A 15,858-nucleotide genomic window follows, 5' to 3' on the forward strand; every position below is an offset into this window, starting at 1 on the left:
GACGGCGGCCGGGCCCACCTCGTGTCCGGGGCGGCTCAGCCGATGGTGGGCTCAGCGGATGGTCTGGCCGGGGCCGATGCCGACGATGTGCAGGGCCACGACGAGGTCGTCGACGACCTCGACCGTCAGGCGCTGGCCGCTGCGCAGCAGGCGCAGGCCACTGGCGTCCAGTGCCGCGGCCTCGAAGCGCAGCTCGACCCCGTCGTCGCGCAGCACGCTCCCGGTGCGCGTCTCGGGGTCGAAGCGGTGGACGGTCGCCTGCATGCTCCTGATCCAACCAGACGCGCGGCGCTCGAGGACCGCTCGAGTGGCAGGGCCGAGGCCAACTCGTCGCGCCTGGGACAGGCTGCGCGCGTCGTCGACGTCGGTGCGCAGCCGGGGGAGGGGCAGCTCGAGGCGCACGGCCCCGTCGGCCTCGTGGCGCGCTGCGCTGTCGGAGCCGAAGCGCGGCCTGAAGTCCCGTCCGCAGCGCAGCACCGTCCCCGTGCCGTCGGCGTCGGGGACGAAGGACTGCGCGAGCCCGGAGGCCGTCTGCAGCGCACTGCACAGGGAGCCGGCGTCGAGCGCGGGCAGGTCGCCCAGCAGGGCCGCCACGCGGGCACCCGCGCCGGCATGCCGCATACCCAGCGACACGGCGTCGTTGAGCCCGCTGCCCGGGTCGGGCAGCACGTGCGCCCCCCGCGCGCGCCACGTCGAGCCGAGCCCCGTGTCGCCGGTGACGAGGACCAGGTGCCCGGGGCCGACCGCCTCCAGCGCGGCCGTGAGGGTGTCGGTCGCGATCGCGGTGCTGAGGTGGGCCCGGTCCGAGCCGACGGCCCGCGCCAGCCGGGACTTGCCGTGCGCCGTGTCCTTGACCGGGACGACGACGTGCCAGTCGGAGGCTGCGCGTGGGCGGGAGGAGGTCGACATGCTGGCGATATCGTCGCACTCGCCGCCCCGCTGCTCGACACCGCGCCATGAGGTGGACAAGATGAAGCCCCAGCCACGTCGACCGGCGTGCCCACGACGAGGAGGACGCGACACGTGACTGTCGGCGCACGCAAGAGGAAGCTGCCACTGGCCTACCGGTTGGTGGCGCTGGTGCTCCGGCCGGTGCTGATGCGGGTCACCAGGCGCGAGTGGCGCGGCCTCGAGAACATCCCGGCCGAGGGTGGCTTCGTCGTCTCGCCCAACCACATCTCCTACGCCGACCCGCTCGTCTTCGCGCACTTCATGTTCGACAGCGGCCGGGAGGCCTACTTCCTGGGCAAGGAGAGCCTCTTCACGATCCCCGTCGTCGGCTGGGTGCTGCGCAAGTGCGGCCAGATCCCCGTCTACCGCAACTCGCTCGCCGCGGCCGATGCCTACCGCGCTGCGGTGGAGGGTGTCCGGCAGGGCAAGGCGCTCGGCATCTTCCCGGAGGGGACGATCACCCGCGACCCCGACCTGTGGCCGATGCGCGGCAAGACGGGTGCGGCTCGCGTCGCCCTCGAGACCCGGTGCCCGCTCATCCCGGTGGCCCAGTGGGGTGCTCAGGAGATCCTCTCGCCGTACGGCCACCGGCCCTCCCTCTTCCCCCGCAAGACGATGAAGATGTATGCGGGGCCGCCCGTCGACCTGTCCGACCTCTACGGCCGTCCGATCGACACGAAGGTGCTGCGCGAGGCGACCGACCGGCTGATGGACCACATCACCCGGCTGCTCGAGGTCCTGCGCGAGGAGAAGCGACCCAGCGAGCGCTTCGACCCGCGCCGGCACGGCGTGCCGGAGGTCGGCAACCCCGTGCGCCACGACGACATCGGACCGTCCCGGCCTCTCGAGCCGGGCGAGGGGGACACCGCGTGACGACCCGCGTGGCGGTCATGGGCAGCGGCAACTGGGGCACCGCCTTCGCGATGATCCTGGCCGACGCCGGGTCGGACGTGACGATGTGGGCGCGGCGGCAGGAGGTCGCCGACGCCGTCAACGCGGGCTGCAACGACGCGTACCTCCCCGAGCTGCGTCTGTCGCCGTCGGTGCGCGCGACGGTCGACCCTGCCGAGGCGCTCGCCCGGGCCGACCTCGTGGTGCTCGCCGTTCCCTCGCAGACCCTGCGCGACAACCTCACCCGGTGGGGTGGGGCGATCCCGCACCAGGCGCCGGTGGTCTCCCTGCTCAAGGGCGTGGAGCTCGGCACCACCATGCGGATGAGCCAGGTCATCGCCGAGGCGGCAGACGTCGACGACGACCGCATCGTCGTGGTGTCGGGGCCCAACCTGGCGCACGAGATCGCCCTGCGCCAGCCTGCCGCCGGCGTGGTGGCCTGCCGCGACATGGGCACCGCCGAGCGCGTCGCGGGCGCCTGCGCGACGCCGTGGTTCCGTCCCTACACCGACACCGACGTCATCGGTGCGGAGGTGGGCGGGGCCGCCAAGAACGTCGTGGCCCTGGCCTCCGGCATGGCCGAGGGCATGGGTTTCGGCGACAACACCAAGGCCACGATCATCACCCGCGGGCTCGCCGAGACGACCCGCCTCGGGCTGGCCCTGGGGGCCCACCCCCAGACGTTCATGGGCCTCGCCGGCGTCGGTGACCTCATCGCCACCTGCATGTCCCCGCTGTCGCGCAACCACAGCTTCGGTGTCCGTCTGGGCCGTGGCCTCTCCGTCGCGCAGGCCACCGCGGAGCTGCGCACCACGACCGAGGGGGTCAAGTCGTGCGAGTCGATCCTCACGCTGGCCCAGCAGCACGACGTCGACATGCCGATCTGCGAGCAGGTCGTGGCTGTGATCCGCGACGGGCACCCGGTCGGCGAGATCGGGCCACGGTTGATGTCACGGGACCTCAAGGCCGAGAAGCACTGAGGGCGTATGCCGTCCGCTCCCTAGGGGTGAGCGGGGTAGGCGTGCACCACGGCCCTCGTGAGCTTGGGCGTCGTGCGGACGAGGTCCGCCTCGGCCCGGTGCGCGAGCGCGTGGGCGTCGACGAGGGACGTGGCGGGGTGGACGTCGAGCTCGGCCTCGGCATGGATCTCGTGGCCGATCCAGCGCATGCGCACGCCACGGACCGCCGTGACGCCGGGGACGTCGGCGAGCGTCGACTCGGCGGCCTCGACGAGTCCCGGCTCGACCCCGTCCATGAGTCGGCGCAGGACGTCACGGGCCGCGGTGCGCAGCACCATGGCGATCGCGACCGTGATGGCCAGACCCACCACCGGGTCGGCCCAGCCCCAGCCGAGAGCGACGCCACCGGCGCCCACCAGGACCGCGAGGGACGTGAACCCGTCGGCGCGCGCGTGGTGACCGTCCGCGACGAGGGCGGCGGAGCCGATGGCCCGGCCCTCCCGGATGCGGAGGACGGCAACGGTCTCGTTGCCGAGGAAGCCCACCAGACCGGCCACGGCCACCCAGCCGAGATCGCTCACAGGTGCCGGGTGCAGGAGCCGGTCGACGGCCTCCCAGCCGGCCAGCACGGCTGACAGGGCGATCATCGCGATGACGAAGAGCCCGGCGAGGTCCTCGGCCCGTCCGTAGCCGTACGTGTAGCGCCGGGTGGCGGTGCGGCGACCGAGCGCGAAGGCGATCCAGAGCGGGACCGCCGTGAGGGCGTCGGAGAAGTTGTGGATGGTGTCGGCCAGGAGGGCCACCGAGCCGGAGACGTAGACGACGGCGAGCTGCGCCACGGCGGTGATTGCCAGGACGACCAGGCTGGTCTTCACGGCCCGGATGCCGCGTGCGCTCGACTCGAGCGCCGCGTCGATCGAGTCGGCGGCGTCGTGGGAGTGTGGCGTCACGACGTGCCGCAGCCGCCCCCTGAGGCCGTGCCCGTGCCCGTGCTCGTGCCCGTGCTCGTGGCCGTGGTCGTGGTCGTGGTCGTGGTCGTGGTCGTGGTCGTGGTCGTGGTCGTGGTCCAGACCGTGGTCGTGGGCCCTCATCGGGCCACGTCATCACTCCGCAGCCGGACGGGAGTCGCGACGGTCTCCGCCGGGGACCGGTGGTGCGCGGGGATGCCGTCGGTGGCGTGCTCGGCGTTGTGGACGGCGTCGCGGACGAGACTGGCGATGTGGTCGTTGTCCATCCGGTAGTAGACGTGCGTGCCCTCGCGCCGGGTCCGGACGATGCGCGCCATCCGCAGCTTGGCCAGGTGCTGTGAGACCGCAGGAGCGGGCTTGCCGACGGCGTCCGCCAGCTCGCCCACCGCCAGCTCTCCATCCTGCAGCGCCCACAGCAGACGGACGCGCGTGCCGTCCGCCAGCATGCGGAAGGTCTCGACGGCGAGCTCGACCAGCTCGTCGGGCAGCCTCCGATTCTGCATGTCTGCGTTCATGCGCAGATAGTAGTACTCCTGCCATCGATGCCCGGTGTCAGCCGCCGGGGCGCGCTCAGGCGGTCGGGGCGAGCACCCGGTCGACGACCGGCAGGGTGCGCCCGTGGTGCACGAGCCAGGTGAGCGGACGACGGACGAGCAGCCAGCCGAGGCCGGCCACCACGGCGCCGAGCACCAGGCCGGCGACGACGTCGACGGGGTAGTGCGCACCGACGTAGACGCGGACGGCAGCCATGAGCACCGCCGCCACGGCAGCGACGGCTCCGAGACGCTTCGAGACGAGGAACAGCCCCACGGCGGCGGCACCGGCCATCACCGAGTGGTCCGACGGGAAGGACCAGTCGGTCGACCGGTCCACGAGCACGAGCACGGCCGGGTGGGCGGCATACGGCCTCGGTTCGGCGACGAGGGAGGCGACCGGCTGGTTCACCCCGACGGCGAGCAGCGTCCCGAGCCCGGCCCACAGCGCGGCCGCGAGCTGTCCGTCACCACCACGACGGCGCTGCCACACGCCGAGGAGGAGCAGCGCCGCGAAGACGACGACGCCGTACTTCGCGTAGGCCACGGCGGGGGCGTGCAGCCACGTCGACGTGCGGGCGAAGTCGTTGACGTGCAGGAACAGGGTGGTGCTGAGGTCGAGCAGGCTGCTCACGAAGGTCCTTCGGGTGGGATGCGGCGGTACCGCAGGGTCGTGCGGCCGGGTCAGCCTCCCGAAGGAATCTGAGGGAAATCTCAGAGAGCCGGTCTCACGCGGCGCGCAGGGCCTGGTCGAGGTCGGCCCACAGGTCCTCGACGTGTTCGATGCCGACCGAGAGCCGCAGGAGGTTGACCGGCACCTCGCAGGACTCGGAGGGATGGCGGCGGCGACGCTCGACCTGCGACTCCACGCCGCCGAGGCTGGTCGAGTGCAGCCAGACCCGCGTGGCGGCACAGGCGCGCTCGGCGGCGGCCTCCCCGCCCGCGACGTCGATCGAGAGGATGGCGCCGGCGCCGGCGTAGCGGACCCGCTCGACCGACGGGTGGTCGGCGAGGCGCCGGGCGAGCTCTGCGGCGCTGGCACTCGCCCGCTCGAAGCGCACCGAGAGCGTGCGGAGCCCGCGGAGCGCGAGGTAAACCTCCATCGGTCCGGCGATCGCACCGTGCAGGGTGCGGTGGCGACGCAGGCGCTCGCCGATGCCACGCCCTCGCTCGGAGTCCGCGACGACCGTCGCGCCGAGCACGACGTCGCTGTGGCCGGAGAGGTACTTGGTCACCGAGTGCACGACGACGTCGGCGCCCAGCGAGAGGGGGCGGCAGAGCAGGGGCGTCGAGAGCGTGTTGTCCACGACGCTCGTCACGCCCAGCTCGCGCGAGCGGGCCAGGACGACGTCGAGCTCGGTGACGTCCATGAGCGGGTTGGTCGGCGACTCGAGCCACAGCAGGTCGGCCGACTCGAGGGCGGCGAGGAAGCCGGGCGTGTCGGTGGCGTGCACGCGTACGACCGTGCCGCCGGCCTCCTCGTGGGCGGCGAGCAGGTCACCGGTGCCGTTGTAGGTCGTGTCCGGCGCCACCACCGTCCCGCCGGGCGGGACGAGCGACAGGGCCGCCGAGATGGCGCCCATGCCCGAGGCGTGCACGAGCGCGAGGCCACCCTCGAGGCCACCGAGGGCCTCCTCGAAGGCGTTCCACGTCGGGTTGCCGACCCGTGCGTAGTTGACGGCGCCGTCGGCGGCATACGTGGAGGTCAGCTCCACCGCGACGTTGACCGACGCGCCGGGGGAGCGCTCGGGGCGACCGGACCCCACGAGGAACGTGTCGACGTGCAGCGGCTGCGAACTCTCTTCCCTGACCACGCCGTCAGCGTACGAGGGCCTCACGAGAGCCTTCGATAGAGTCTCGACTGATGACCACGGACCAGCCCCAGCCCGACCAGCGCAGCCGCCGCCCGCGCGTCGCCATCGTCTTCGGAGGACGCTCCTCCGAGCACGCGGTCTCGTGCTCCACGGCCGCGAGCGTGCTGCGCTCCATCGACCGGGAGAAGTACGACGTCGTGCCGGTCGGCATCGCCAAGGACGGGCACTGGGTCCTCGTGGCCGACGACCCCGAGCCGCTGCGCCTGCGGCCCGGCCAGACCCCCGAGGTCGACGGCGCCGGCGCGTCCGTCGTCGTCCCGCTCAGCACCGGCGACCGCTCCCTGACGGTGCTCGAGCCCGGTCAGCCGCCGCGAGCCCTCGGCGAGGTCGACGTCGTCTTCCCCCTCCTTCACGGCCCGTTCGGTGAGGACGGCACGCTCCAGGGGCTGCTCGACCTCGCCGACGTGCGCTACGTCGGGTCCGGCGTGACCGCCTCGGCCGTGATGATGGACAAGGCGATGATGAAGGTCGTCTTCGAGGCCGCGGGCCTGAAGGTCGGCCCCCACGTCGTCGTCACGGACCGCGAGTGGAACCGCGACCCCGAGGCCGCCCTCGCGCGTGTCGAGCCGCTCGGCTGGCCGGTCTTCGTCAAGCCCGCCCGCGCCGGCTCCAGCATGGGGATCTCCAAGGTCGACGACGCCTCCGGCCTGCGCGCCGCCGTCGAGGCGGCCCGCGAGCACGACCCCAAGGTCGTCATCGAGGCCGCCGTCGAGGGGCGGGAGATCGAGTGCGGTGTGCTCGACGGGCACGGCACCGATGCACCGCGCACCAGCGAGCTCGGCGAGGCCGTCGTCGTCTCGAACCACGCGTTCTACGACTTCGAGGCCAAGTACCTCGCGGAGAACGACGTGCGGCTCGACTGCCCGGCCGACGTGCCGGCGGCGGTCGCCGACCGGATCCGCGAGATGTCGGTGCTCGCCTTCGAGGCCGCCGGGTGCGAGGGACTGGCCCGGGTCGACTTCTTCTACACCCCCTCGGGCGACGTCGTCATCAACGAGATCAACACGATGCCGGGGTTCACACCGCACTCGATGTACCCACGGATGTGGGCCGCGTCTGGGCTCGACTACCCCGACCTCATGGACGAGCTGATCTCGCTGGCCCTCGGGCGGCGGACCGGGCTGCGCTGACGCGGTGCGTCGGACTGGCACGCGTCACGAGCGGCCGTCAGGAGCAGTGGCGGCCGTTCGTCGGGAGGGACTTCGCCGCGGCGGTGAAGGCCGGCAGCAGCAGCGGCACCGGGCCGTAGCCGCCCGGCGCGAGGACCTCGATCGCCGGGTCGCGCCCGAAGGTCGTCGCCTTGGAGCCGTCGCTGAGGGGACGCACCACCCAGTCGACGCCGTCGACCGTGACGCAGCTGTCCGTCGTGGGGCCGAGCGGGTCGAGCCCGCAACGGGCGAAGATCGCGGGGTCGCCCCACGCGGCGACGGACCGGTCGTCCGGCTGGGTCACGACGCGGGCGTGCCCGCTCACGGCGCCCGGCCACGCCACCGAACGGCATGCAGCAGCCGATGACTGCGGGGCCAGGGCCACCTCGGGCGCCCGGTTGCAGGCGGACAGCACGACGGCGGCGCAGAGGAGCGCCGCCGTCGTGGGGAACGAGCGTTGGTTCAGGTCGACCTCAGACGTGGACCACGGTGCAGGTCAGGGTGCGGGTGATGCCCGGGACCTCCTGGAGCTTGGCGATGACGAGGCGGCCGAGGTCGTCGACGTTGGAGGCCTCGACGCGCGCGATGACGTCGTAGGGGCCGGTCACGTCCTCGGCGAGGGTCACGCCGGTGATCCCCGCGATCTGCTCCGCCACGCTGGCGGCCTTGCCGACTTCGGTCTGGATCAGGATGTAGGCCTGGACCACGTGTCACCTCACTGTGTGTCGATCGTTGGTCGGTCTGCTGGCACAGCCTGCAGGGGCGCTGCGGCAGCGGGACCGGTCGGAACGGCAGGCCTCAGTGTGACTGCGACCGTGCCCTGACGCTACCTTGCCATGGGGCTCCACGTCCCGCCGGATACCAGGCCCTGAGCCGGCCGCCGACCGAGAGGGTGTGACCCGTGCCGAACGCGCGGCGGTCCGAGCGCGGGCCGATGATGACGGGTGGCACGCCGCTGCGCTCCCTCGACGAGGAGGAGCTGCTCGGACACATCATCCCGGCGTTCCCACCGAGCGACGACCTCGTCGTCGCACCCGGTGACGACGCCGCGGTGCTGCGCACGTCCGATCGCACGATCGCCACGACCGACACGGTCGTGCTCGGCCGCGACTGGCTGGACGCGTGGTCCTCGGGCGCGGACATCGGGCACAAGGTGGTGGCGCAGAACCTCGCCGACGTCGCCGCGATGGGCGGCGTCCCGACGGGCGTGCTCGTCACCCTCGTGGCCGACCCGGAGCTCTCCCTCGAGTGGGTCATCGACCACACGAGGGGTCTGGCCGAGGCGTGCGCGGCAGCCGGGGTGGCCGTGCTCGGCGGCGACCTCTCGTCGGCGCCGGCCGGTGTGGTCATGGTCTCGGTGACGGCCCTGGGCCGGCTCGACGGGGCGCCCGTGCTCCGCTCGGGCGCGCGCCCCGGCGACGTCCTCGCCGTGAAGGGCTCCCTCGGCCTTTCCGACGCGGGCCTGCGGCTGCTCCAAGCCGATGCGGTCGAGCGGCTGCCCGAGGCGGTGCAGACGCACCGGCGCCCCCGGCCGCCGCTGGCAGCCGGACCCGGGGCCGCAGCTGCCGGCGCGACGGCCATGCTCGACGTCAGCGACGGGCTGCTCCGGGACGGAGGTCGGATCGCGCGGGCGAGCCACGTCGTCATCGACCTGGACCTGGAGGCGCTCGTGCCCTACGTCGACGTCCTCGCCGACGTGCTGGGGGCCGAGCAGGCGCTCGACTGCGTCCTGGCCGGGGGAGAGGAGCACTCGCTCCTCGCCACCTTCCCGCCCGGAGACCTGCCGGAGGGGTGGCGGGTGATCGGCAGGGTCCGTGCCCCGGGCGACGGGGAGGCGGCCGGCATCCTCGTCGACGGACGCGTCGTCACGCACACCGGCTGGGACCACTTCCGGACGACCTGAGCGCCGTCGACCCCCGCGATGGAGGTATGCCGTCGCGCCCGGGTCGCGGGGGATCACCTCGACGCACCTGGCGCCGGGGCACGAAGAAGGCCGGCCCCGACGGGACCGGCCTTCTTGCGTGTGGTGAGGGGCGTTCAGCGAACGACCTTGCCCGCCTTGAGGCAGGAGGTGCAGACGTTGACTCGCTTCGGCGTCACACCGTTCACCAGCGTCCGAACGCGCTGGATGTTGGGGTTCCAGCGGCGCTTGGTGCGGCGGTGCGAGTGCGAGATGTTGTGACCGAAGCTCGGTCCCTTGCCGCAGACGTCGCAGTTGGCAGCCACGGGTATCTCCTGAAGTTCGATGTTGATGAAGTGCGAAGCTCCACCACCGGCTCGGGGCAGACGCACGAAGGCGCGCGTCACCCCGCAGTGCACGGGGGGAACCGGTAAAGAGTAGCCGACGACTCGCTCCGACGACAAAACGACGAGAGCGGTCCGGGAGGGCACCTCATGCGAAGGCGCGGGCCGCGTCGACGAGCGGGGCGGCATACGAGGAGCCGTGCGACGCCGCGTGCACGGCGAGCGGGTGCAGCTGGTGCAGGGGCACGAGCTCGCGCCATCCGACCGCGAGGCGGGCGGCCTCCTCGTAGGCGGCCGTGACCCGGGCGAGCCCCGGGCAGCCGAAGAGGGCCAGCATGGCCAGGTCGGTGAGGCCGTGGCCCCCGTGCGCCGCCGGGTCGATGAGGACGGCGCCCTCGCCGGTGAAGACGACGTTGCCCGACCACAGGTCGCCGTGGATCCGGGCGGGCGGGCGGTCGTCGTCGAAGTCGCCGGCGGCCAGTCGGTCGCAGACGCGGTCGACGATCTGGGCCCCGGCCCGGGCGAGGTGCCCCCGGTCGAGCGCGCGACGCACGAAGGGCCGCACCCGCTGCTCGGCGTAGAAGGCGCCCCATGTCGGGCTCGGGTCGTTGCTCTGCGGCTGGCGCCCGATCCACGCGTCACCCACCCAGCCGGCCGGGGGAGCGCCGAAGGCGGCCGAACCCACGGCGTGGGTCAGGGCGAGACCTCGTCCGAGCGCCTCCGCGTGCTGGTCGGTCGGGCGGGAGGGGTGCAGCCGCTCCAGGTCGATGTGGTGGGTCCCGACGTCGAGAACCGGGACCACCCGGGCGCCGCCGCGGGACTCCGCCTCCGCGAGCCAGCGCAGTCCGGCGGCCTCCGCCTCAAAGAAGCCGGAGGGGGCGTCGTCCTGCGTCTTCCGGTGCCGGTCCCTGGTGGTGGTCACGCTCCCAACGTAACCGTGGAGGACCGGTGCCCGCCCGGTGGCCGCCCGGCGGCCGGAGGGTTGCATGCGACCGTCCGGGGGAGGCGCTAGCCTGCCCAGCATCGGCGAGCCCGATGTCCAGCACGACGAGCAGGAGGTCCGATGCCCGGCGCAGCGCCGTCGCCCGACGGACCCCTCGCCGTGCTCGACCTGGCGGCCATCCGCCGCTGGGCAGCGCTGACGCGGTCGCTCCTGGCGGCCCGTCGCACGGAGATCGACGCGCTCAACGTCTTCCCGGTCCCCGACGGCGACACGGGCACCAACCTCTACCTCACCTTCGACGGCGCGGTGGAGCGCACGCTCGCGGCCACCGACATCACGACGGCCGACCGGCTGCTCTCGGTCTTCGCCCGGCACCTGCTGTGGACGGCCCGGGGCAACTCCGGCGTCATCCTCAGCCAGCTCTCCCGGGGCCTCGCCGAGGGGTGCGCAGGCGCGGTCGAGATCGACGGCCGGGTGCTGGCCGAGGGGCTGCGGCGTGCAGAGGAGCGTGCGCGCCAGGCGGTGGCGGACCCACAGGAGGGGACCATCCTCACCGTGGCCACCGCGATGGCGCAGGCGGCCGCCCGCGTCGTGGGGGATGCCGCTGGGGATGTCGCTGGGGATGTCGCTGGGGATGTCGCCGGGGATGTCGCCGGGGATGTCGCTGGGGATGTCGCCGGCGGGGTCCACGCGGTGGCGCGCGCGGCGCTGGCGGCCGCTCGGCAGGCCCTCGAGCACACCCCCGAGCAGCTGGAGGTGCTGGCCCGCGCGGGCGTCGTCGACGCCGGCGGCGCGGGCCTCGTCGTGCTCCTCGAGTGCCTCGAACAGGTCTGCTCCGGCCACCGCGGGCAGCCCTCCGACGACGCCTCCCGGCACCGGCTGCGGCGCCGTCCGGAGGTCGGCCTCCCTGCCCTGCCTCCCGCTCCCTCCACCGAGGCGGACGACGCGGGAGTGGCCGCGACACCGCAGTTCGAGGTCATGTACCTGCTGCGCGACTCCGACGACGCCGCGGTCGACGTCCTCCGTGGCCGGCTCGTGCAGCTCGGTGACTCGGTGCTCGTGGTGGGGAGCGACGGTGAGTGGACCGTCCACGCCCATGTCGACGACGCGGGTGCAGCCGTCGAAGCCGGTATCGAGGCCGGTCGTCCCCACCGCGTGCGCATCACGGCTCTGACGCAGGGGTCTCACCCGCACCCCGGGCGCGAGGGCGCGGCGGGGATGCAACGGCTCGGCTCCGTGGAGCGGCGGCCCGCGGGGGTCGTGGCCTGCGCTGCCGGCGGTGGGCTCACGGCTCTCTTCGAGGAGGCCGGCGCTGTCGTCGTCGCCTCCGGCTCGGGACGACGGGCCTCCACGGGCAGTCTCATCGACGCCATCCGGGAGCAGCACGCCCGCGGAGCCTCTGGCGTCGTCGTCCTCCCCGACGACGGCGACACGCTGCTCGCGGCGGCAGCGGCGGTCCGTGCGGCGGACGACGAGGGCATCGAGGCCCATCTCGTCCACGTGCGCACGGCGGTGCAGGGCCTCGCCGCCCTCGCCGTCTTCGAGCCCACGGCGAGCGCAGCCGCCAACGTCCTGGCGATGCAGGCGGCGGCTTCGGCGACCCGGCACGGGGCCGTGGCGGTCGCCGATCGGGCGGCGCTCACCAGCGGGGGCCCGTGCGAGGAGGGGGACGTGCTCGGCGTGGTCGACGGCGACGTCGTCGTCATCGGCGCCGACCAGCTGTCCGTCACACGGGAGGTCGTCCGCCGGCTGCTCTCCAGTGGCGGCGAGCTCGTCACCGTGGTGGCCGGGACCGACGCCCCGGACGGGCTCGTCGAGGCCGTCAAGGAGGAGGCGCGGCGCGCGCACCACGGCATCGAGGTGTCGCTCGTCAAGGGTGGGCAGGCGGTCTACCCGGTGCTGCTGGGGGTGGAGTGAGATGCCGGTGCTGACCGAGGACTCGCCCCTGACCAAGCTCGTCAAGAAGGCCGAGGCCGAGCAGCTGGCCCGCAACAAGGGCCTGCTCAGCGTGGCCGACCTCTTCGAGTTCGTGCCCCGCCGCTACGTGCGCCCCGGACAGCTGACCGACCTGTCCTCGCTCCACGTCGGCGATGACGTCCTCGTCGTGGCCGAGGTCAAGACGGCGACGACCCGCCCCATGCGCAACCGCCGCGGCCGGATGCTGACGGTCGTCATCGGCGACGACCTCGGCAACGAGCTCGACGTCACGTTCTTCAGCGCCTACGGCCACGAGGGCAAGCTGCACCCCGGCGTCCGTGGCTTCTTCGTCGGGCAGATCGGCGCCTACGGCCGCCGGCTGCAGCTGACGCACCCCGAGTACGAGCTCTTCGACGACGAGGCGCAGGGCGACGCGGCCGTCGAGTGGTACCGCACGCACCGCGTCCCGGTCTACTCGACGACCGGCAAGCTCAACTCCCTCAAGCTGCGGCGGCTCGTCTACCAGGCGCTCGACTCCGTCGACCGCATCCGCGAGCCCGTTCCCGACGACGTACGCGCCGCGCGCGGTCTGCTCGACCGCGCGGTGGCGCTCGAGCTCGTCCACCGCCCGGCCGTCGAGGACCAGCCGGCGCGGGGCCTCGAGCGCCTGAAGTACGACGAGGCGTTCGTCCTGCAGACCATCCTCGCCCAGCGCCGCAAGGCCGCGGAGTCCGAGCTGGCGACGCCTCGGCCCCCACGCCCCGGCGGACTGCTGGCCGCCTTCGACGCCCGCCTGCCCTTCGAGCTCACCGCGGGCCAGCGCGAGGTCGGCGAGGTGCTCTCCGCCGAGCTGGCGTCGGACCGCCCGATGCACCGGCTGCTCCAGGGTGAGGTCGGCTCGGGCAAGACGATGGTCGCGCTGCGGGCGATGCTGGCCGCCATCGACGCCGGAGGCCAGGCCGCCCTGCTCGCGCCCACCGAGGTGCTCGCCGCCCAGCACCACCGGTCCATCACCACGATGCTCGGCGACCTCGCCCAGGGCGGGATGCTCGGCGGCGCGGAGTTCGGCACCACGGTCGCCCTGCTGACCGGCAGCCAGAGTGCTGCGGCGCGCCGTCGCTCGCTGCTCGACGCCGCGTCCGGCGAGGCCGGCATCGTCGTCGGCACGCACGCGCTGATCCAGAAGCACGTCCAGTTCGCCGACCTCGCGCTCGTGGTCGTCGACGAGCAGCACCGCTTCGGCGTCGAGCAGCGCGACGCCCTGCGCGAGAAGGGCAGCCGGCCACCCCACGTCCTCGTCATGACGGCGACCCCCATCCCGCGCACCGTGGCCATGACGGTCTTCGGCGACATGGAGACCTCGACCCTTCGCGAGCTGCCCCGCGGGCGCTCGCCGATCGCGACCCACGTCGTCGACGCCGACCGGCAGGGCTGGGTGGAGCGCACGTGGGCACGGGTGGCCGAGGAGGTCGCCGCGGGACACCAGGCATACGTCGTCTGCCCCCGCATCGGCGACGTCGACGACGAGCCGGGCGCCGGCTCGTCGAGCACCCGCGACAGCTCCGACGAGGACGCCGGCTGGGACGCGCACTGGGACGGCGAGGACGGCGAGGACGGCGACGCCGGGGCCGATGCGCCGGAGGGGCCGGCGCGCGAGCTCACCGGTGTCTACGCCATGCTCAGCACGCTGCAGGCCACCCCCGCGCTCGCGGGCGTCCGCATCGCGGTCCTGCACGGTCGGCTGGACCCCGACGCCAAGGACGCCACCATGCGCGCCTTCTCGGCCGGTGAGATCGACGTGCTCGTGGCCACGACCGTCATCGAGGTCGGGGTCGACGTGCCCAACGCCTCCGTCATGGTCGTCGTCGACGCCGACCGCTTCGGCATCTCCCAGCTGCACCAGCTCCGTGGTCGCGTCGGGCGTGGAGCCGTTCCGGGGCTCTGCCTGCTCATGACACGGGACCCGGGCGAGCGGGCGATGGAGCGGCTCCACCAGGTGGCCGCGACGACCGACGGCTTCGAGCTCGCCCGCGCCGACCTCCTGCTGCGCCGCGAGGGCGACGTCCTCGGGGCGCGCCAGAGCGGACGGGCCAACTCGGTGCGCCACCTGCGCCTCGGCCGCGTCGAGGACGAGCAGATCATCGCCGACGCCCGTGAGGACGCCTTCGCGCTCGTCGAGCGCGACCCGGAGCTGCGGGCGCACCCCGCGCTCGCCGCGGCCGTGGCGATGCGGCTGGACGAGGAGCAGGCGGCATGGCTGGAGCGAGGCTGACGTGACTCGGATCATCAGTGGCAGCGCGGGCGGTCGTCGGCTGCAGACACCCTCCGGGTCCTCGACCCGACCCACCTCCGACCGGGTCAGGGAGGCGCTCTTCAGCCGCCTGGAGCACCGGGGGCTCCTGGACGGCACCAACGTCCTCGACCTCTACGCCGGGTCGGGGGCCCTGGGTCTCGAGGCCGCGAGCCGGGGGGCGTCGCTCGTGCTGCTCGTCGAGTCGCACAAGGCGGCCGCGAAGGTCATCCGCGCCAACGCCGCCGTCGTCGGCCACCGGGCCGTACGCGTGGTGGCCGACACCGTCGAGCGTGCCGTCGCCGCGGGGCCGCCGGCGGACGTGCGCATGCACCTCGTGCTCCTCGACCCGCCCTACGACGTCACGGAGGAGGCCCTCGCCGCCGTCCTGGCCGGCCTCGTCGAGCACCGGTGGCTCGCTTCCGACGCGCTCGTCGTCGTCGAGCGGTCCAGCCGCTCGCCGCAGCCCAGCTGGCCCGAGGGGCTGGAGCTGTCGGGGGAGAAGCGCTACGGCGAGACGGCCGTGTGGTTCGCCGAGCCGCCGCCCAGCGACGTCGTCGCGTGAGCCTGCGTCGCGCGGTTCGGCCCGGACGGTAGGTTGGCGGCGTGACGAGCCCCGCGCGCCGGTGTGTCTGCCCCGGCTCCTACGACCCGCTCACCAACGGCCACGTCGACGTGGTGACGCGTGCCAGCCGGCTCTTCGACGAGGTCGTCGTCGCCATCCTGCACAACCCCTCGAAGCAGGGCACGTTCTCGGTCGACGAGCGCGTCGCCCTTCTCGAGCAGTCGGTGGGCCACCTGCCGAACGTCCGCATCGGGGCGTGGGCCGGCACGCTGGTCGTCGACGTGTGCCGTGAGGTGGGCGCGAGCAGCATGGTCAAGGGGCTGCGCGGCGGCACCGACTTCGCCTACGAGCTGCCGATGGCCACGATGAACCACCACCTCAGCGGTGTCGAGACCCTCTTCATCCCCGCCGACCCGGCCCTGCAGCACGTGTCGAGCTCGCTCATCAAGGAGGTCGTGCGCTACGGCGGCGACGTCAGCGGCCTGGTCCCGGACGCCGTCCTGGCGGCGCTGCGCGAGCGTCTGGGCTGATTTGGGCGCACGCCGTGCCTCTAGTAGCCTTGGACGTCGGTCCAC

At 73.5% G+C, this 15,858-nt stretch carries 17 protein-coding genes; 8 read left to right on the top strand and 9 right to left on the bottom strand.

What is annotated here, in order from left to right; genetic code table 11:
• Positions 1–51: 51 nt before the first annotated feature.
• Positions 52–909, bottom strand: a complete 858-nt coding sequence (cofC, locus tag ABD194_RS14210) for a 2-phospho-L-lactate guanylyltransferase (RefSeq protein WP_343992440.1) — start codon at positions 907–909, stop codon at positions 52–54.
• Positions 910–1,023: 114 nt separating this feature from the next.
• On the opposite strand from cofC, the gene ABD194_RS14215 reads away from it, so the two are divergent.
• Positions 1,024–1,824 carry a lysophospholipid acyltransferase family protein gene (locus tag ABD194_RS14215; RefSeq protein ID WP_343992442.1) on the top strand — a complete coding sequence of 267 codons (801 nt, stop codon included), beginning with the start codon at positions 1,024–1,026 and terminating at the stop codon, positions 1,822–1,824.
• Complete coding sequence (locus ABD194_RS14220) at positions 1,821–2,822, top strand: NAD(P)H-dependent glycerol-3-phosphate dehydrogenase (protein WP_343992444.1); 1,002 nt, start codon at positions 1,821–1,823, stop codon at positions 2,820–2,822. Before ABD194_RS14215 ends, ABD194_RS14220 begins: the two co-directional genes overlap by 4 nt.
• 20 nt (positions 2,823–2,842) lie before the next feature.
• On the opposite strand, the gene ABD194_RS14225 is transcribed toward ABD194_RS14220, so the two are convergent.
• The 4 genes from ABD194_RS14225 to ABD194_RS14240 all read right to left on the bottom strand — a co-directional run bounded on the left by ABD194_RS14225 (position 2,843) and on the right by ABD194_RS14240 (position 6,116).
• Positions 2,843–3,892 (bottom strand): cation diffusion facilitator family transporter, encoded by a 1,050-nt coding sequence (locus ABD194_RS14225; protein WP_343992446.1) that lies wholly within the window; start codon positions 3,890–3,892, stop codon positions 2,843–2,845.
• A complete protein-coding gene (locus ABD194_RS14230; RefSeq protein WP_343992448.1) occupies positions 3,889–4,284 on the bottom strand; it encodes an ArsR/SmtB family transcription factor in 396 nt (131 codons plus the stop codon). The genes ABD194_RS14225 and ABD194_RS14230 overlap by 4 nt, the downstream gene beginning before the upstream one ends.
• Positions 4,285–4,339: 55 nt before the next feature.
• A complete protein-coding gene (locus ABD194_RS14235) occupies positions 4,340–4,936 on the bottom strand; it encodes a phosphatase PAP2 family protein (protein ID WP_343992450.1) in 597 nt (198 codons plus the stop codon).
• 94 nt (positions 4,937–5,030) lie between these two features.
• Positions 5,031–6,116 carry a trans-sulfuration enzyme family protein gene (locus tag ABD194_RS14240; protein WP_343992452.1) on the bottom strand — a complete coding sequence of 362 codons (1,086 nt, stop codon included), beginning with the start codon at positions 6,114–6,116 and terminating at the stop codon, positions 5,031–5,033.
• Positions 6,117–6,166: 50 nt separating this feature from the next.
• Here ABD194_RS14240 and ABD194_RS14245 point away from each other — a divergent pair, with 50 nt between their 5' ends.
• Positions 6,167–7,306 (top strand): D-alanine--D-alanine ligase family protein, encoded by a 1,140-nt coding sequence (locus ABD194_RS14245; protein ID WP_343992454.1) that lies wholly within the window; start codon positions 6,167–6,169, stop codon positions 7,304–7,306.
• 37 nt (positions 7,307–7,343) lie between these two features.
• Here the strand turns inward: ABD194_RS14245 and ABD194_RS14250 are convergent, their stop codons facing one another.
• Together ABD194_RS14250 and ABD194_RS14255 are read right to left on the bottom strand one after the other, a co-directional pair.
• Positions 7,344–7,628, bottom strand: coding sequence for a DUF3515 family protein (locus ABD194_RS14250; RefSeq protein ID WP_343992456.1), 285 nt, complete (start codon positions 7,626–7,628; stop codon positions 7,344–7,346).
• 169 nt (positions 7,629–7,797) lie between these two features.
• A complete protein-coding gene (locus ABD194_RS14255; RefSeq protein ID WP_343992458.1) occupies positions 7,798–8,031 on the bottom strand; it encodes an Lrp/AsnC family transcriptional regulator in 234 nt (77 codons plus the stop codon).
• A 194-nt stretch (positions 8,032–8,225) separates the two neighbouring features.
• On the opposite strand from ABD194_RS14255, the gene thiL reads away from it, so the two are divergent.
• Positions 8,226–9,227, top strand: a complete 1,002-nt coding sequence (gene thiL / locus ABD194_RS14260) for a thiamine-phosphate kinase (RefSeq protein WP_343992460.1) — start codon at positions 8,226–8,228, stop codon at positions 9,225–9,227.
• Positions 9,228–9,361: 134 nt separating this feature from the next.
• Here the strand turns inward: thiL and rpmB are convergent, their stop codons facing one another.
• Positions 9,362–9,550: a 50S ribosomal protein L28 gene (rpmB, locus tag ABD194_RS14265; RefSeq protein WP_343992462.1), complete on the bottom strand. Its 189-nt coding sequence runs from the start codon at positions 9,548–9,550 to the stop codon at positions 9,362–9,364.
• 166 nt (positions 9,551–9,716) lie between these two features.
• The gene (locus ABD194_RS14270; protein ID WP_343992464.1) at positions 9,717–10,490 is read right to left on the bottom strand and encodes a fructosamine kinase family protein; all 774 of its coding nucleotides are present in this window, start codon (positions 10,488–10,490) and stop codon (positions 9,717–9,719) included.
• Between the two features lie 141 nt (positions 10,491–10,631).
• Here ABD194_RS14270 and ABD194_RS14275 point away from each other — a divergent pair, with 141 nt between their 5' ends.
• Genes ABD194_RS14275 through coaD form a run of 4 tightly spaced genes read left to right on the top strand, consistent with a single transcriptional unit; the run spans position 10,632 to position 15,813 of the window.
• Positions 10,632–12,428, top strand: a complete 1,797-nt coding sequence (locus ABD194_RS14275) for a DAK2 domain-containing protein (protein WP_343992466.1) — start codon at positions 10,632–10,634, stop codon at positions 12,426–12,428.
• Position 12,429: 1 nt separating this feature from the next.
• A complete protein-coding gene (locus ABD194_RS14280) occupies positions 12,430–14,700 on the top strand; it encodes an ATP-dependent DNA helicase RecG (protein ID WP_343992468.1) in 2,271 nt (756 codons plus the stop codon).
• A 1-nt stretch (position 14,701) separates the two neighbouring features.
• On the top strand, positions 14,702–15,283 hold the full coding sequence (gene rsmD, locus ABD194_RS14285) for a 16S rRNA (guanine(966)-N(2))-methyltransferase RsmD (RefSeq protein WP_343992470.1): 582 nt from the start codon (positions 14,702–14,704) through the stop codon (positions 15,281–15,283).
• A gap of 41 nt (positions 15,284–15,324) precedes the next feature.
• Positions 15,325–15,813 (top strand): pantetheine-phosphate adenylyltransferase, encoded by a 489-nt coding sequence (coaD, locus tag ABD194_RS14290; RefSeq protein WP_343992472.1) that lies wholly within the window; start codon positions 15,325–15,327, stop codon positions 15,811–15,813.
• Positions 15,814–15,858: the final 45 nt, after the last annotated feature.

It is taken from the genome of Terrabacter terrae (assembly GCF_039529575.1).
Taxonomy (GTDB): Bacteria; Actinomycetota; Actinomycetes; order Actinomycetales; family Dermatophilaceae; genus Terrabacter; species Terrabacter terrae.

Excerpts from the sequence above, each read along its gene's own strand:
- cofC (WP_343992440.1), bottom strand. The coding sequence starts at position 909 with ATGTCGACCTCCTCCCGCCCACGCGCAGCCTCCGACTGGCACGTCGTC.
- ABD194_RS14225 (WP_343992446.1), bottom strand. The coding sequence starts at position 3,892 with ATGAGGGCCCACGACCACGGTCTGGACCACGACCACGACCACGACCAC.
- ABD194_RS14230 (WP_343992448.1), bottom strand. The coding sequence starts at position 4,284 with ATGAACGCAGACATGCAGAATCGGAGGCTGCCCGACGAGCTGGTCGAG.
- ABD194_RS14245 (WP_343992454.1), top strand. The coding sequence starts at position 6,167 with ATGACCACGGACCAGCCCCAGCCCGACCAGCGCAGCCGCCGCCCGCGC.
- ABD194_RS14275 (WP_343992466.1), top strand. The coding sequence starts at position 10,632 with ATGCCCGGCGCAGCGCCGTCGCCCGACGGACCCCTCGCCGTGCTCGAC.
- ABD194_RS14280 (WP_343992468.1), top strand. The coding sequence starts at position 12,430 with ATGCCGGTGCTGACCGAGGACTCGCCCCTGACCAAGCTCGTCAAGAAG.